13 protein-coding genes are annotated in these 13,251 nt (G+C 49.9%); 6 read left to right on the top strand and 7 right to left on the bottom strand.

Annotated features, from left to right (window positions below):
• Positions 1-151: 151 nt before the first annotated feature.
• The 6 genes from nudF (at position 152) to parC (ending at position 7,043) form a co-directional block, all read left to right on the top strand.
• The gene (gene nudF, locus OOK74_RS09400; RefSeq protein WP_277206633.1) at positions 152-787 is read left to right on the top strand and encodes an ADP-ribose diphosphatase; all 636 of its coding nucleotides are present in this window, start codon (positions 152-154) and stop codon (positions 785-787) included.
• A gap of 9 nt (positions 788-796) precedes the next feature.
• On the top strand, positions 797-1,246 hold the full coding sequence (locus OOK74_RS09395; RefSeq protein WP_274722846.1) for a DUF1249 family protein: 450 nt from the start codon (positions 797-799) through the stop codon (positions 1,244-1,246).
• Between the two features lie 24 nt (positions 1,247-1,270).
• Positions 1,271-2,107 (top strand): 3',5'-cyclic-AMP phosphodiesterase, encoded by an 837-nt coding sequence (gene cpdA, locus OOK74_RS09390; RefSeq protein WP_488153805.1) that lies wholly within the window; start codon positions 1,271-1,273, stop codon positions 2,105-2,107.
• Between the two features lies 1 nt (position 2,108).
• On the top strand, positions 2,109-2,696 hold the full coding sequence (gene yqiA / locus OOK74_RS09385) for an esterase YqiA (protein WP_278182676.1): 588 nt from the start codon (positions 2,109-2,111) through the stop codon (positions 2,694-2,696).
• A gap of 180 nt (positions 2,697-2,876) precedes the next feature.
• A complete protein-coding gene (gene parE / locus OOK74_RS09380) occupies positions 2,877-4,757 on the top strand; it encodes a DNA topoisomerase IV subunit B (protein WP_277206630.1) in 1,881 nt (626 codons plus the stop codon).
• Between the two features lie 3 nt (positions 4,758-4,760).
• Positions 4,761-7,043, top strand: a complete 2,283-nt coding sequence (gene parC, locus OOK74_RS09375) for a DNA topoisomerase IV subunit A (RefSeq protein ID WP_278182675.1) — start codon at positions 4,761-4,763, stop codon at positions 7,041-7,043.
• A 106-nt stretch (positions 7,044-7,149) separates the two neighbouring features.
• Here parC and yacG read toward each other — a convergent pair whose 3' ends face one another.
• From yacG to OOK74_RS09340, 7 genes are all read right to left on the bottom strand, one after another.
• On the bottom strand, positions 7,150-7,347 hold the full coding sequence (yacG, locus tag OOK74_RS09370) for a DNA gyrase inhibitor YacG (protein WP_277206628.1): 198 nt from the start codon (positions 7,345-7,347) through the stop codon (positions 7,150-7,152).
• A gap of 84 nt (positions 7,348-7,431) precedes the next feature.
• The gene (zapD, locus tag OOK74_RS09365) at positions 7,432-8,172 is read right to left on the bottom strand and encodes a cell division protein ZapD (RefSeq protein WP_274722840.1); all 741 of its coding nucleotides are present in this window, start codon (positions 8,170-8,172) and stop codon (positions 7,432-7,434) included.
• A 31-nt stretch (positions 8,173-8,203) separates the two neighbouring features.
• Entirely contained in the window at positions 8,204-8,812 is a 609-nt protein-coding gene (gene coaE / locus OOK74_RS09360; protein WP_278182674.1) for a dephospho-CoA kinase, read from the bottom strand.
• The gene (locus tag OOK74_RS09355) at positions 8,809-9,681 is read right to left on the bottom strand and encodes a prepilin peptidase (RefSeq protein ID WP_278182673.1); all 873 of its coding nucleotides are present in this window, start codon (positions 9,679-9,681) and stop codon (positions 8,809-8,811) included. Before OOK74_RS09355 ends, coaE begins: the two co-directional genes overlap by 4 nt.
• Positions 9,682-9,735: 54 nt before the next feature.
• Positions 9,736-10,962 (bottom strand): type II secretion system F family protein, encoded by a 1,227-nt coding sequence (locus OOK74_RS09350; protein ID WP_278182672.1) that lies wholly within the window; start codon positions 10,960-10,962, stop codon positions 9,736-9,738.
• A 52-nt stretch (positions 10,963-11,014) separates the two neighbouring features.
• The gene (pilB, locus tag OOK74_RS09345; RefSeq protein WP_278182671.1) at positions 11,015-12,703 is read right to left on the bottom strand and encodes a type IV-A pilus assembly ATPase PilB; all 1,689 of its coding nucleotides are present in this window, start codon (positions 12,701-12,703) and stop codon (positions 11,015-11,017) included.
• Positions 12,704-12,709: 6 nt separating this feature from the next.
• Positions 12,710-13,150 (bottom strand): pilin, encoded by a 441-nt coding sequence (locus tag OOK74_RS09340; RefSeq protein WP_278182670.1) that lies wholly within the window; start codon positions 13,148-13,150, stop codon positions 12,710-12,712.
• Between the last annotated feature and the right edge of the window lie 101 nt (positions 13,151-13,251).

The following is a 13,251-nucleotide window of genomic DNA, read 5'->3' as shown; positions in this document are numbered from 1 at the left end:
TTGCACTTTTTTACACTTAACTATCCACTTGTGCAATAAAAATTTTGAGCCACTTAAAATTTAAAATAAAATTTACATAAAAAGTTGAGCACTTGTTGGAAGTCGGCAAATTCCGCGAGTAAACTGTAAAATCGACCGCGAGGAGATCACTATGCAAGATGCCAAGCCACAACCGCTCTGTTTTAATCAGCAACACGTCGAGATCCTTAACAAACAGACCTTGTTTCAAGGTTATTTTCGGATGGTGAAATATCGCTTTAAACACCAGCGTTTTGCTGGGGGATGGAGTGAGCCGATCGAGCGTGAAATGTTTGAGCGTGGTCATGCAGCGGCACTATTACCGTACGATCCGATCCGTGACCAAGTGGTGATCATTGAACAGATCCGAGTCGGTGCACTCGAGTGCGCGCAGCCTTGGCAATTGGAAATTGTCGCTGGGGTGATCGATAGCCAAGAGAGCTCAGAACAAGTGGTGCGTCGCGAAGCGATCGAAGAAGCCGGATTAACGGTTGCAAGAGTGGAAAAAATCCTCTCTTATTACCCCTCTTCGGGTGGCTGCTCTGAAAAGTTGGATGTGTTTGTTGGCGAAGTTGACTGCTCACTGGCGGGCGGCATTCATGGTTTAGACTGTGAAGGTGAAGATATTCAGGTTCATGTGCTGAGTCGAGCCAAGGCGTATCAGCTGGTCGAACAAGGCAAAATTGAGAATGGTGCGTCGATTATTGCCCTGCAATGGTTGGCATTGAATTATCAGCGCTTACAGCAACAGTGGCAGCATACAGAGTGATAATGGGCTGTGAATAGTCAATTGAGAGCAAGAAAGCCTTATCATGTTGATCTTAGAGAGCTGATGCGCGTCTATGAGACCAACTACGCTAAATTGAATGCGCTGTTGCCTGCCCAACCAGAAGTGGGAGAGCAGCGCTGTTACCAAGCGGCACAGATGGCCTATCAACTGGAAGTGCGAGAAGTCACAAAATACACAACTTTGCTGGAAATTTGTCAAAGTGATGACTGGTCGGCGTTTCCATTGCCGACTATGTCTGTCAGGCTATACCACGATGTTCGGGTGGCCGAAGTGTGCTCTACGCTGCCGCGAGAGCGAGTGTTACCGTGTTATGATTATCCCAATCAAAACATGGTGCAACCTGATGAAAAAGCGCAATTAAACCGCTTTTTAGGTGATTGGCTGACCTTCTGCCTAAAATATGGCATTAGCCGCAGCCCGATCACTCTATCACCATAAATAACAGAGGTAGGTTTACCGATTTTGAAAGTGTCATCTCAATCAGAACCGTCAGCAATCAAGCTTATTCAGATCACGGATACCCATTTATTCGCAGCAGAGGATGGTAGCTTGCTGAGTGTGAATACTGCGGATAGTTTTTCTGCGGTGGTGGCGGCCATTGTAGAAGAGCAGGTCGAGTTTGATGCGCTGGTTGCGACAGGGGATATTTCGCAAGATCATACGCCGGAATCTTATCAGCGTTTCGTGCGCACTGTTGCGCCGCTACAAACCACCCAAGCACAACCCAAAGTTTGCTACTGGTTGCCTGGCAACCACGATTATCCGCCCAGTATGCACAGTGTGTTGCCCAGCGAGCAGATTCAAGCTATTGAGCATGTTTTGCTCGGTGAACATTGGCAGATGGTGTTGCTCGATTCACAAGTCAGTGGCGCTCCGCATGGTTGCCTAAGTCCTGCACAACTGCAATTGCTTGATGACCAATTGAGCCAGCATCCTCAGCGCCACAGTTTAGTTTTACTTCATCATCATCCGTTATTGGTCGGCAGTGCGTGGTTGGATCAACATGCGCTGAAACAGAGTGAAGATCTCTGGGCGGTGGTGGCAAAACATCGTAATGTCCGCGCGTTGTTGTGTGGCCATGTGCATCAGGAGATGGATCGGATGCATTTAGGTGCGCGGGTGATGGCAACCCCATCGACCTGTGTGCAGTTTAAACCCAATTCACAAAATTTTGCCTTGGACAACTGTTCTCCCGGTTGGCGTGAGCTGACCTTGCACGCGGATGGGCAGATCAGTAGTCAAGTTAACCGTTTGAAGCACGGTCGTTTCTTACCTGACTTTACTTCCAATGGATACTAATATGGCTGCGCGTCCCTCACTGCTGGTTTACATCCATGGCTTTAACAGCTCACCGTTGTCACACAAAGCGCAGGTGATGCAGCAGTATTGCCTGCAACATCGGCCAGATATCACGGTCTTGGTCCCCAAGTTGCCGAGTTTTCCTGCCCAAGCCGCGCAGCATTTGTTCGCGCTGATCGAGCCGTATCGTGAGCAATACCGAATTGGTTTGGTCGGCAGTTCACTGGGCGGCTATTTAGCCACTTGGCTAAATGCTCAATGGGGTTTGCCCGCGGTAGTGATTAACCCGGCGGTCAAGCCTTATGAGCTGTTAGCGGATTTTCTCGGTGAGCAGCTTAACCCTTACACACATGAGCGTTACGTGCTTGATGCGGGTCATATTGATGAGCTCAAAGCGTTAGACGTCCCGCAGCTCAAGCAGCCGAGTGATTTTTGGTTATTGCAGCAGATGGGGGATGAAGTGCTCGATTATCTCCAAGCAGTTGAAAAATACCATGCCGCCAAGCTGACACTCGAAGCGGGTGGCGATCACAGCTTTATCGATTTTGAACGCTACCCAGCGCAGATCATTCAATTCCTAGCCCTTTGATTGATGGGCGAGTTTGCTCATTTAGGTGCAGCTTGTGTATTTTGCTGCGCAAAGCGTCATAAATTTAATCAATCCTTGCGCTCTGTCCTTGACATCAATCGGCAGCTTCCAGACTATGTTGCCCTTAGACTTTGGCGTCTAGTACACGCCTAATCATTCAGCAAATAAAGCATTCCGATTATGACTGAACAATATAATGCTGGCGCTATTGAGGTTCTCAATGGCTTAGAACCAGTCCGTCGCAGACCGGGAATGTATACCGATACCACGCGGCCTAACCATCTTGGCCAAGAAGTGATCGACAACTCTGTCGATGAAGCGTTGGCCGGATACGCCTCCAAAATTCAGGTTATTCTGCATGCCGATCAATCATTAGAAGTGATTGATGACGGGCGAGGAATGCCAGTGGATATTCACCCAGAAGAGAAAATCTCTGGAGTTGAACTGATTTTATGCAAACTGCATGCAGGCGGTAAGTTTTCCAATAAAAACTACCAATTCTCCGGCGGTTTGCACGGGGTTGGTATTTCGGTGGTCAACGCCCTGTCGAAACGGGTGGAAGTGACGGTACGCCGTGATGGTCAAGTGTATGACATTGCTTTTGAACATGGCGAGAAAGTCACCGAGTTGAGCGTGACAGGCACCTGTGGTCGACGCAATACCGGCACGAGCGTACATTTCTGGCCGGACAGCAAATATTTTGATTTCGCCAACTTTTCCGCATCCCGCCTGATTAATAATTTGCGTGCTAAAGCGGTGCTGTGCCCCGGTTTAGAGATTATCTTTACCGATAAAGTTAATAACCATGAGCACCGTTGGCTGTATCAAGACGGTTTGAAAGATTATCTGGCCGAAGGGGTGAAAGGTTACACCTTATTGCCTGAAGAGCCGTTTACCGGTGAGTTTAGCGCGCAAACTGAAGCGGCGACTTGGGCGGTGATTTGGCTGCCGGAAGGAGGTGATCTGATCAGCGAAAGCTACGTTAACCTGATCCCAACCGCGCAGGGGGGGACTCACGTTAACGGTTTGCGCCAAGGTTTACTCGATGCAATGCGTGAATTCTGCGAGTTTCGCAACCTGCTACCACGCGGGGTTAAGCTGACCGGAGAAGATATTTTTGATCGCTGTGCCTATGTGCTGTCGATCAAGATGCAAGATCCGCAATTTGCTGGCCAAACCAAAGAGCGTCTCTCTTCCCGCCAATCGGCAGCCTTTGTCTCTGGAGTGGTGAAAGATGCCTTCAGCTTGTGGTTGAATGAAAAACCGCAATTAGCTGAACAGTTGGCAGAAGTATGTATTACCAACGCCCATCAGCGCATGCGCGCTAGCAAAAAAGTGGTGCGTAAGAAAATTGCTTCTGGCCCTGCATTACCCGGTAAATTAACCGACTGTACCGTGCAAGATCTTAACCGTACCGAACTATTTTTGGTGGAAGGGGATTCGGCAGGCGGCTCGGCCAAACAAGCACGCGATCGCGAATTCCAAGCGATCATGCCGCTGCGTGGCAAAATTCTCAACACTTGGGAAGTCTCCGCCGATCAAGTGCTTGCTTCACAAGAAGTGCACAATATTTCGATTGCGCTGGGGATTGATCCTGATAGTGATGATTTGGAAACTCTGCGTTATGGCAAAGTGTGTATCCTCGCCGATGCGGACTCCGATGGTCTACACATTGCCACCTTGTTGTGCGCGCTGTTTACCCGCCATTTCCGTGCGTTAGTCAAAGCTGGCCATGTGTATGTGGCGATGCCTCCGCTCTATCGTATCGACTGTGGCAAAGAGGTGTACTACGCCTTGGATGATCAGGAAAAAGAGGGCGTGTTAGAGCGCCTGAGCCAGAAAAAAGCCAAAATTAATGTGCAACGCTTTAAAGGTTTGGGTGAGATGAACCCACTGCAACTGCGTGAAACCACGATGGATCCGAATACTCGCCGCTTGGTGCAACTGACGATTGATGATTCAGAAGCCACCGACGAAATGATGGATATGCTGCTGGGCAAAAAACGTGCGGATGACCGCCGTGCTTGGCTGCAAAGCAACGGCGACATAGCAGAGGTGTAACCCATGTCTACAGAAATCAGCTTTGATGGCGTTGAGCAGTTGCCGCTGCGCAAGTTTACCGAAGACGCTTATCTTAATTATTCCATGTACGTGATCATGGATCGCGCGTTGCCATACATTGGCGACGGCTTAAAACCGGTGCAACGCCGTATCATTTACGCGATGTCCGAGCTTGGGCTTTCCGCCTCGTCCAAATACAAAAAATCGGCACGTACCGTGGGCGATGTGTTAGGTAAATACCATCCACACGGTGATTCAGCCTGTTACGAAGCCATGGTATTGATGGCACAGCCATTTTCTTACCGTTATCCCTTGGTTGATGGACAAGGTAACTGGGGTGCGCCCGATGACCCGAAATCGTTTGCTGCGATGCGTTATACCGAAGCCAAATTGTCTAAATTTGCCGAAGTGTTATTGGGTGAATTAGGTCAAGGCACGGTTGAGTGGCAACCGAACTTTGATGGCACCATGCAAGAGCCAAAAATGTTGCCAGCGCGACTGCCGCATATTTTACTCAATGGGGTCACCGGCATTGCGGTTGGGATGGCGACCGATATTCCACCGCACAACGTGCGTGAAGTTGCTGAAGCGACCATGCATTTGCTGGATCATCCACAGGCGTCACTGACCGACTTAATGCAGTATGTCCAAGGCCCAGATTTTCCAACCGAAGCGGAGATCATCACCCCAACCGCTGAGCTTGAAAAAATGTACCGTTCAGGGCGCGGCAGCGTCAAAATGCGAGCGGTATGGAGCAAAGACGGTAACGATATTGTGATCACCGCTCTGCCCCATCAAGTGTCAGGTGCCAAATTGCTTGAGCAGATCGCTGCGCAAATGCGCGCGAAGAAACTGCCGATGGTGGAGGATCTGCGTGATGAATCGGATCATGAAAATCCGACCCGCATTGTGATTGTGCCGCGATCCAATCGCGTGGATTGCGATCTGCTGATGAACCACTTATTCGCTTCAACCGATTTGGAAAAAAGCTTTCGGGTGAATCTGAATATGATCGGGCTGGATAATCGTCCACAGGTCAAAGGCTTAGTGCAAATCCTCAACGAGTGGATCACTTTCCGTCGTGAAACGGTACGCTCACGTTTGCAATACCGCCTAGATAAGGTACTGGCGCGCTTACATATTTTGCAAGGTTTGCTGATCGCTTATCTCAATCTTGATGAAGTGATCGAAATCATCCGCACCGAAGAGGACCCGAAAGCGGTGCTGATGGCGCGCTTTGACCTGAGTGAGATTCAAGCCGATGCGATCTTAGATACCAAATTGCGCCACTTGGCGAAATTGGAAGAGATGAAGATCCGCGGTGAGCAGGATGAACTAGAAAAAGAGCGCAAAAAACTCGAAGAGTTACTCGGCTCGGAACGTCGTCTCAATAGCCTGCTCAAAAAAGAGATCAAAGCTGATGCGGATAAATTTGGCGATGATCGCCGTTCTCCATTAGTTGAACGCGAAGAAGCTAAAGCGCTGACCGAGCGTGATCTGATGCCAAGTGAAATGATCACTGTGGTGGTTTCCGAAAAAGGTTGGATCCGCCATGCCAAAGGGCATGAAGTGGATTGCCACAGTTTAAGCTATAAAGCGGGTGATAATTATCTGACTCACGCCTGTGGTAAGAGTAACCAGCAAGCGGTACTGCTAGGCAGTGATGGGCGCTGTTACTCATTAGAGTCGCACACTCTGCCTTCTGCGCGTGGCCAAGGTGAGCCGATTACTGGCCGACTCAATATGGCGGAAGGCACCTCGATTCGTCAGGTGGTGATGGGCGATGAAGAGCAGTTGTGGCTGATCGGATCGGATGCCGGTTATGGCTTTGTGTGTAAAGGTGACGATTTATTATCGAAAAACCGCACTGGTAAGGCGCTGATCAATTTGCCTGATCAATCAGAAGTGATGACGCCGCAAGTGATTGCTGATTTGGATCGCGATGAGATTTTAGCTATCACCAACCAAGGCCGAATGTTGCTGTTCCCGATCAAGGATCTGCCGCAACTGAGCAAGGGCAAAGGCAATAAGATCATCAACATTCCTGCCGCCAAAGCCAAAACACGTGAGGAAGTGTTATCGAACTTGATGGTGCTGCCACAAGGTGCCTCGATTACTCTGTATGCTGGTAAGCGCAAATTGGGCTTGAAAGCCAGCGATCTGGATAACTTCCGTGGTGAGCGTGGCCGCCGTGGGGCACTGTTGCCGCGTGGTTTACAGCGGGTGACCGCGATTGAGATTGAAACCTCAGCCGAGCCGCCAGTCTCTGATCATACTGAAGCATAAGAATAACAACGAGGAGCCAGTGGCTCCTCGTTGTTTATGACTGGCTTTATTACGGGTTATGACTCACCAGCCGATTGAGTGCGGATGATTTTACCGCCATCGATTATTAATACGGATCTTCTGACCAACCATCGCTGTCGGACATATCTGGCGCGCCAGCAATCGCGTTCTCTTCATCGGCCCATTCACCAAAATCAATCATTTGGCATTGCTTGCTGCAAAATGGGCGGTGTGGGCTCTGCTCACTCCATGGCACATCGGCGTGACATTGTGGGCATTTGACGATGGTGATTTTTTTGGTCATAACACGGTCCTGTTGAATAAGCCGCAGCGGGCTATTCTTAATTGAAGCGAATTTATTACGATTGTCAGTGACAACGGAGGAAGTTTAACAGCACACCGCTAAATCAAAGCCAATATCTTGGCTGCTGGCTTGTCCGCTGTAGAAGTCGAGAAACTTGATCGCAAAGCGATTTTTGTGACCGGAAATCATCGGGTAGACGCCATATTCCAGCGGGATCGCAAGACGTAGGATATTGGCATCCTCGGCATCACTTTGATAGAAGCCATTATTGGCCATCCGTGAACGGTAAGTTCCGGTTTCACGGGTCAGTTTCAGCCACAGTTTAAGGGCATTGGACAGTGGGGTTAGGGTTTGCATCCACTGCTTGGCATCGCGCGTTTTACGCTCCAGTGGCAGATGCAGCCAATAATGCAGCGCAGGCAGATCAAAGCAGCAAGCACCACCGGGCAAATTAAAACGCTGCCGAATGGCACTTAGGAAACGATCTTCTTTGAGCGATTGACCAAACCGCTCAGCGCTCATTAAATCGCGATGTACCGCATCCAGTTCGCTAAGTAGCGTTTTCAGCATCGCCTGATCGACACCTTCCACATTGAGCCAACTACGATAGGTTAGGCGCTGCTTTTCCATATCTTTCGCCAGCTCACTTTTCAGTTGGATCTGTTCAAAAATATCCAGCATATCGAACAGAGAACGGAAAAATAGCGGATACTGAATGCCATCACTGAAGTCTGATGTTTGCTCCATCTGGTTGAGCAGCGCTTCAACTCGCAGGTAGATGCGCGTCTTTTCATTGAGAGGATGTTCAAACAGGTGTGTGGTCATTGAGCTAGCCTTGGATTCTTTGCGCTTATTCTCACAAATTTTGCCTGCTCATGGCTAGATACTTTTGGTGCAATAGTGTGATTTGTGGCAAAAGTTTCTGGTTTTCTGCATCATTTTTGAGCACATCGTTGGCGATCGCCAGCCGTTCAGCGCGTGAAGCTTGTGCGGCGAGAATCGCTTGTGCTTGGTGGCGTGCAACCCCATCGCGCGCCATAGTGCGCTCAAGCTGTACTTTTTCATCCACATCCACCACCAGCACCCAATCCGCCATACTTTGCAGTTGGTTTTCAACCAAGAGCGGCACAATTAATAATGCATAAGGGGAGCGGGTTTGCTTGAGAGCCGCTCGCATCCGCTCACGGATCAGCGGATGCAGCAGTTGATCCAGCCAGGCTTTCTCATCCGGATCGGCAAAAATGCGCTCACGCAGCGCGGCGCGGTTGAGTGAACCATCGGCCTGGATCACTGAGGATCCAAAATGGGCAGCAATCGCTTGTAGCCCTTGCGTGTTGGGCGCCACCACCTCACGAGCGATCACATCGGCATCGACCAAATCGATGCCAAACTGCTCATGAAACAGGTTGGCAACCGTGGTTTTGCCGCTGGCGATACCGCCAGTCAGTGCAACGACTAAGCTCATAATGGCCCAACCCAAGTGGAGAAGTACCACGTAATGATCGACTCACCGTACAGCAGAGCCAAGCCACCTGCGATTGCCAAATAAGGCCCAAATGGGAAAGCTTTATCAATCCCTTGCCGTTGTAGGCGCAGTTGGATTAAGCCAAATACGATGCCAACCAGTGAAGAAAGCAGCACAATTACTGGCAACTGCTGCCAGCCAAGCCAAGCACCGAGTGCGGCGAGCAATTTGAAATCGCCATAGCCCATGCCTTCTTTGCCGGTCAGTAATTTAAACAGCCAGTAAATTGACCATAGGCAGAGATAGCCTGCCATAGCGCCGATCACCGCATCACCAAGTGATAGAGGAGAAAATCCGAGCAGGGCTAGCGCAATGCCCGCCCACAGTAACGGTAGGGTCAGTTGATCGGGCAGCAGCATGGTATCGAGGTCGATAAACGTTGCTGCAATCAGCACATAGCTGAAAAACAGTAGCGCCACGGCATAGATACCAAACGGAAATTGGCTGGCGATCAGGCCACTGATCCCGGCGCTCAGCAGCTCAATCAATGGATAACGCGCACTAATCGCCGCTTGGCAGTGCGAGCACTTACCGCGTAGCCAAAGCCAACTGAGCAGTGGGATATTATCGATGATTCGAATCGGGGTATTGCAGTGTGGGCAAGTGGAGCGCGGTACACTGAGGGTGAGCACTCCGTCTGGCGGGCTAATCGCGTATTCAGGAAAGCTTGCCGCACACTCAGCGCGCCATTCGCGTTCCATCATTTTCGGTAAGCGGTAAATCAGCACATTCAGAAAGCTACCGATGATCAGGCCAAATAAGCTAGCCAATAGCGGAAATAGCCACGGGTAGTAATCAAACAGTTCCATTTTTTATGCTCTAAGCTAATTGTCCCAGCGTCCAAGTGCGTGGGGATTGCCATACTAACCTAAGACACTCATCAAGTTAAAGATCGGCAAGTACATCGCCACCACTAAGCCACCCACTACCGTGCCAAGAAACACAATGATCAGCGGCTCAAGAATTTTGCCTAAATTATCCACGGTACTATCGACTTCAAATTCGTAGATGCTGGCGACCTTATTTAGCATGTCATCCAACTGGCCGGACTCTTCGCCAATCATCACCATTTGCAGCACCATTTCCGGAAACGCTTCGGTATTGCGCAGCGCAATATACATCGGTACCCCGGCCGCCGTATCGCGGTGTACTTGATTGATGGCGTGTTCAAAGTGGATGTTACCTGCGGTTTTGGCAGTGGTTTTTAAACTGGCGAGGATGGGAATACCCGCGGCAAAGCTGGTGGCGAGAGTGCGGCTGAATTTGGCGATCGAGGCTTTGGCCAGTACTGAGCCGATAACCGGTATTTTCAGGCTGAGGCGACTGGTGGCTAAACGCACTGCCAATGATTTTTGGCGTAGCGTTTTGAGCCCGAAGAGTGCCGCTCCCATCGCCAGTAATGCCCATCCACTATAGGCTTGTACCCAGTGTGATAGTTTGAGCACTTGCTGAGTAAACCAAGGTAGTTCCGCCCCAAAACCGCTAAACATTGCTTCAAATTCGGGGATCACCATAGTCAGCATTAGGTAAGAAACTCCAAGTGCCACTAACACCACCATGCTGGGGTAAATCAGCGCTTTGATCACTTTAGCGCGCAGTTGTTCACTTTTTTCCCGATAAGTCGCCAAGCGTTCAAACACATCCGGCAAATTGCCGGACATTTCACCGGTTGCCACCAAATCAACATACAAGCTGTCAAAATGCGCGCTGGCGGTACGCATCGATTTTGAGAGTGGCGTACCCGCTTCAACCCCTTTGGTGATTTGCGCTAGGATCGATTTCATCTCCGCTTTGCGATGGTTATCGCCTACCAACTTGAGCGCTTGCACAATCGGTACGCCAGTGGTGAGCATGGTGGCCAGTTGGCGGGTTAATAGGGTGATGTCTTTACCTTTGACCCGATGAGTGAGGCGAGACAGCAAGGAGACGCTGCCTTTTTTGAGTTTTTTGATCTGAATGTGCTGCTCTTTGAGTTTGTCGCGCACTTCTAATTCGCTGAGTGCCAGTAACTGGCCGTGGACTTTTTTGCCGTTACTGTTGATGCCTTTCCAGCGGTAGTGTTTTAAGGCTACAGATTTGCTCGCTTGCATAGAAAAACTCGTTATTTGGTCGATCGTGCTTGGTTTAGAAATCGTGCTTAGTTTAAAAATAGAGTACCCGTTGTAGCTCGGTAAAACTGGTGATGCCTTGGCGCAGTTTTTCTAAGCCGGACTGTTGCAGGGTTTGCATGCCGTTTGCGCTGGCTAGTTGTTCAATTTGTTGAATGGAGGCGCGCTGCATAATCGCTTCTGCCAGCTCTGGATTAAACGCCATCACCTCATAAATGCCGACCCGACCAGAATAGCCACCGGTACATTCATTGCAGCCAGCCGGATTGGCTTGATACAACACTTCTTGTGCTTGAAAGGCAAACTGGTTTTGCAAAATGGCTGATGGCGCATGAGCCACTTTGCACTGTTTGCATAAGCGACGCGCTAGCCGCTGGGCAATAATTAAACTCAGTGATGAGGCTAGGTTAAACGGCTCCACCCCCATATTGGCTAAGCGGATCACGGTTTCTGCCGCGGAATTGGTGTGTAAAGTCGAGAGTACTAAGTGACCGGTTTGCGCCGCTTTGACCGCGATTTCTGCGGTTTCCAGATCGCGGATTTCGCCCACCATCACCACATCGGGATCTTGGCGCAGAAACGAGCGCAGCGCTTCGGCAAAACCAAAACCAATTTTCGGTTGCACTTGTACTTGGTTAATACCCGTTAGGTTAATTTCGACCGGATCTTCCGCGGTGGAGATATTGATTTGCGCGGTATTAAGAATGCGCAGCCCTGTGTACAGCGATACGGTTTTACCGCTGCCGGTTGGGCCAGTCATTAAAATCATCCCTTGTGGCCGTTTTAGTGCGGTTAAATAGAGCTGTTTTTGCTGCGGGTTGTAGCCGAGCTTATCAATATCCAAATTGGCCGCGCTGCTGTCGAGCAGACGCAGAACAATTTTTTCACCCCATAACGTGGGCAAGGTAGAGACACGCAGATCAATCGCGGTATCGGCATTGAGGCGCAGTTTGATCCGCCCATCTTGCGGCAGGCGGCGTTCGGCAATATCCAGTTTGGCAAGGATTTTTAGCCGCGCGGCTAAGCGGCGGCTGAGCTGGCTAGCCGGTTGTTGAGTTTCGACCAAAATCCCATCGCAGCGTAGCCGAATGCGAAATTGGTTTTCATAAGGTTCAAAATGGATGTCGGAGGCGCCTTTACGCACTGCATCAAGCAGCACTTGGTTGATAAAGCGGCTGACCGGCGAGTCATCTTGGCTTAAATCTTCAATCGATTGCAGCTCATCGGCACCGACTTGCACCAGATCGGCCAGCTCATCTTGACTGATCTCTTTGCCTTGACTCGCCGCCCCTTGAATTGACCGACCATACAAACGGCGGATTGCCGCTTGCAAGGCGCGATGATTGGCCAGTGCCAACTCAACTTGTAGCCCAGAGGCGAAGCGAAACTCTTCTTCTGCTTGCAGTAAGGTTGGATCGGACACCGCCAGCAGTAGCACATGGCCTTGTTTGGCCAGTGGCAGTGCTTGATAGCGGGTAATTAGTTCACGCAAACCGAGCTGTTGGCACAGCTCGGCATAGTCGTAGCGGTTAAGATCGGTTTCCGGCAAGCCAAAAATATGGCTCAGTTGCTCGGTTAACTGCTGAGGGTGGAAAATCTTTAGCTCCAGCAGCGCTTCCGGCACCGAAGTATCGGCAGCGCTAACGTGTTCTAGCACCGCTTGCTGTTGTGCCGCGCTAATTAACTCCGCTTGGCGCAAGATGGCGATTAGATTGGTGAGCATTTGAAATTATTTACAACCTTTAGGTTTTAAATCATTGGCTTCAATTGTTGAACTACACGTCCACGTACCATTTCCATCACGTTGTAATGTGACAAGTTTACTTACTACACTTGGACTTGCCCCGCTGGCAGCGAATGTAAAGATGATAGTCCCTGAGCCTGTCCCAGCAGCCCCAGATGCTGCTTGCCCATAACTTATTTCCCCAGAGGTTGTGGATGGAATATTCAGATCATTGGTATCCTGAGGAAAAGCCCCATTTTCCACCACGTACATTTCCACATTGGTTCTATGAGCGGTAATTGAAGCCAGTGCTGCTGCCGCTTCACTTTTGGCAACGTATTTCTGATATTGTGGTACGGCAATTGCGGCCAAAATGCCAATAATTGCTACCACAATCATTAATTCAATCAGGGTAAAGCCCTGTTGCAGTTTGTTATACGCTTTCATCACTCTCTCCATTGTTATTGACGTATATCGTGGGGTGAGGATAAGCAGTGTGATGCACAGGAGAAATGGGCTTGATAGGAGGCTGCGAGCCACGCACAGAT

The organism is Vibrio misgurnus (assembly GCF_029635775.1).
Classification (GTDB): Bacteria; Pseudomonadota; Gammaproteobacteria; order Enterobacterales; family Vibrionaceae; genus Vibrio; species Vibrio chanodichtyis.
The sequence above is the reverse complement of the archived record's forward strand: the minus strand, read 5'-3'. Positions and strand labels throughout refer to the sequence as shown.

Excerpts from the sequence above, each read along its gene's own strand:
- yacG (WP_277206628.1), bottom strand. The coding sequence starts at position 7,347 with ATGACCAAAAAAATCACCATCGTCAAATGCCCACAATGTCACGCCGAT.
- OOK74_RS09350 (WP_278182672.1), bottom strand. The coding sequence starts at position 10,962 with ATGCAAGCGAGCAAATCTGTAGCCTTAAAACACTACCGCTGGAAAGGC.
- yqiA (WP_278182676.1), top strand. The coding sequence starts at position 2,109 with ATGGCTGCGCGTCCCTCACTGCTGGTTTACATCCATGGCTTTAACAGC.
- zapD (WP_274722840.1), bottom strand. The coding sequence starts at position 8,172 with ATGACCACACACCTGTTTGAACATCCTCTCAATGAAAAGACGCGCATC.
- pilB (WP_278182671.1), bottom strand. The coding sequence starts at position 12,703 with ATGCTCACCAATCTAATCGCCATCTTGCGCCAAGCGGAGTTAATTAGC.
- coaE (WP_278182674.1), bottom strand. The coding sequence starts at position 8,812 with ATGAGCTTAGTCGTTGCACTGACTGGCGGTATCGCCAGCGGCAAAACC.
- nudF (WP_277206633.1), top strand. The coding sequence starts at position 152 with ATGCAAGATGCCAAGCCACAACCGCTCTGTTTTAATCAGCAACACGTC.
- OOK74_RS09355 (WP_278182673.1), bottom strand. The coding sequence starts at position 9,681 with ATGGAACTGTTTGATTACTACCCGTGGCTATTTCCGCTATTGGCTAGC.
- parE (WP_277206630.1), top strand. The coding sequence starts at position 2,877 with ATGACTGAACAATATAATGCTGGCGCTATTGAGGTTCTCAATGGCTTA.
- OOK74_RS09340 (WP_278182670.1), bottom strand. The coding sequence starts at position 13,150 with ATGAAAGCGTATAACAAACTGCAACAGGGCTTTACCCTGATTGAATTA.
- parC (WP_278182675.1), top strand. The coding sequence starts at position 4,761 with ATGTCTACAGAAATCAGCTTTGATGGCGTTGAGCAGTTGCCGCTGCGC.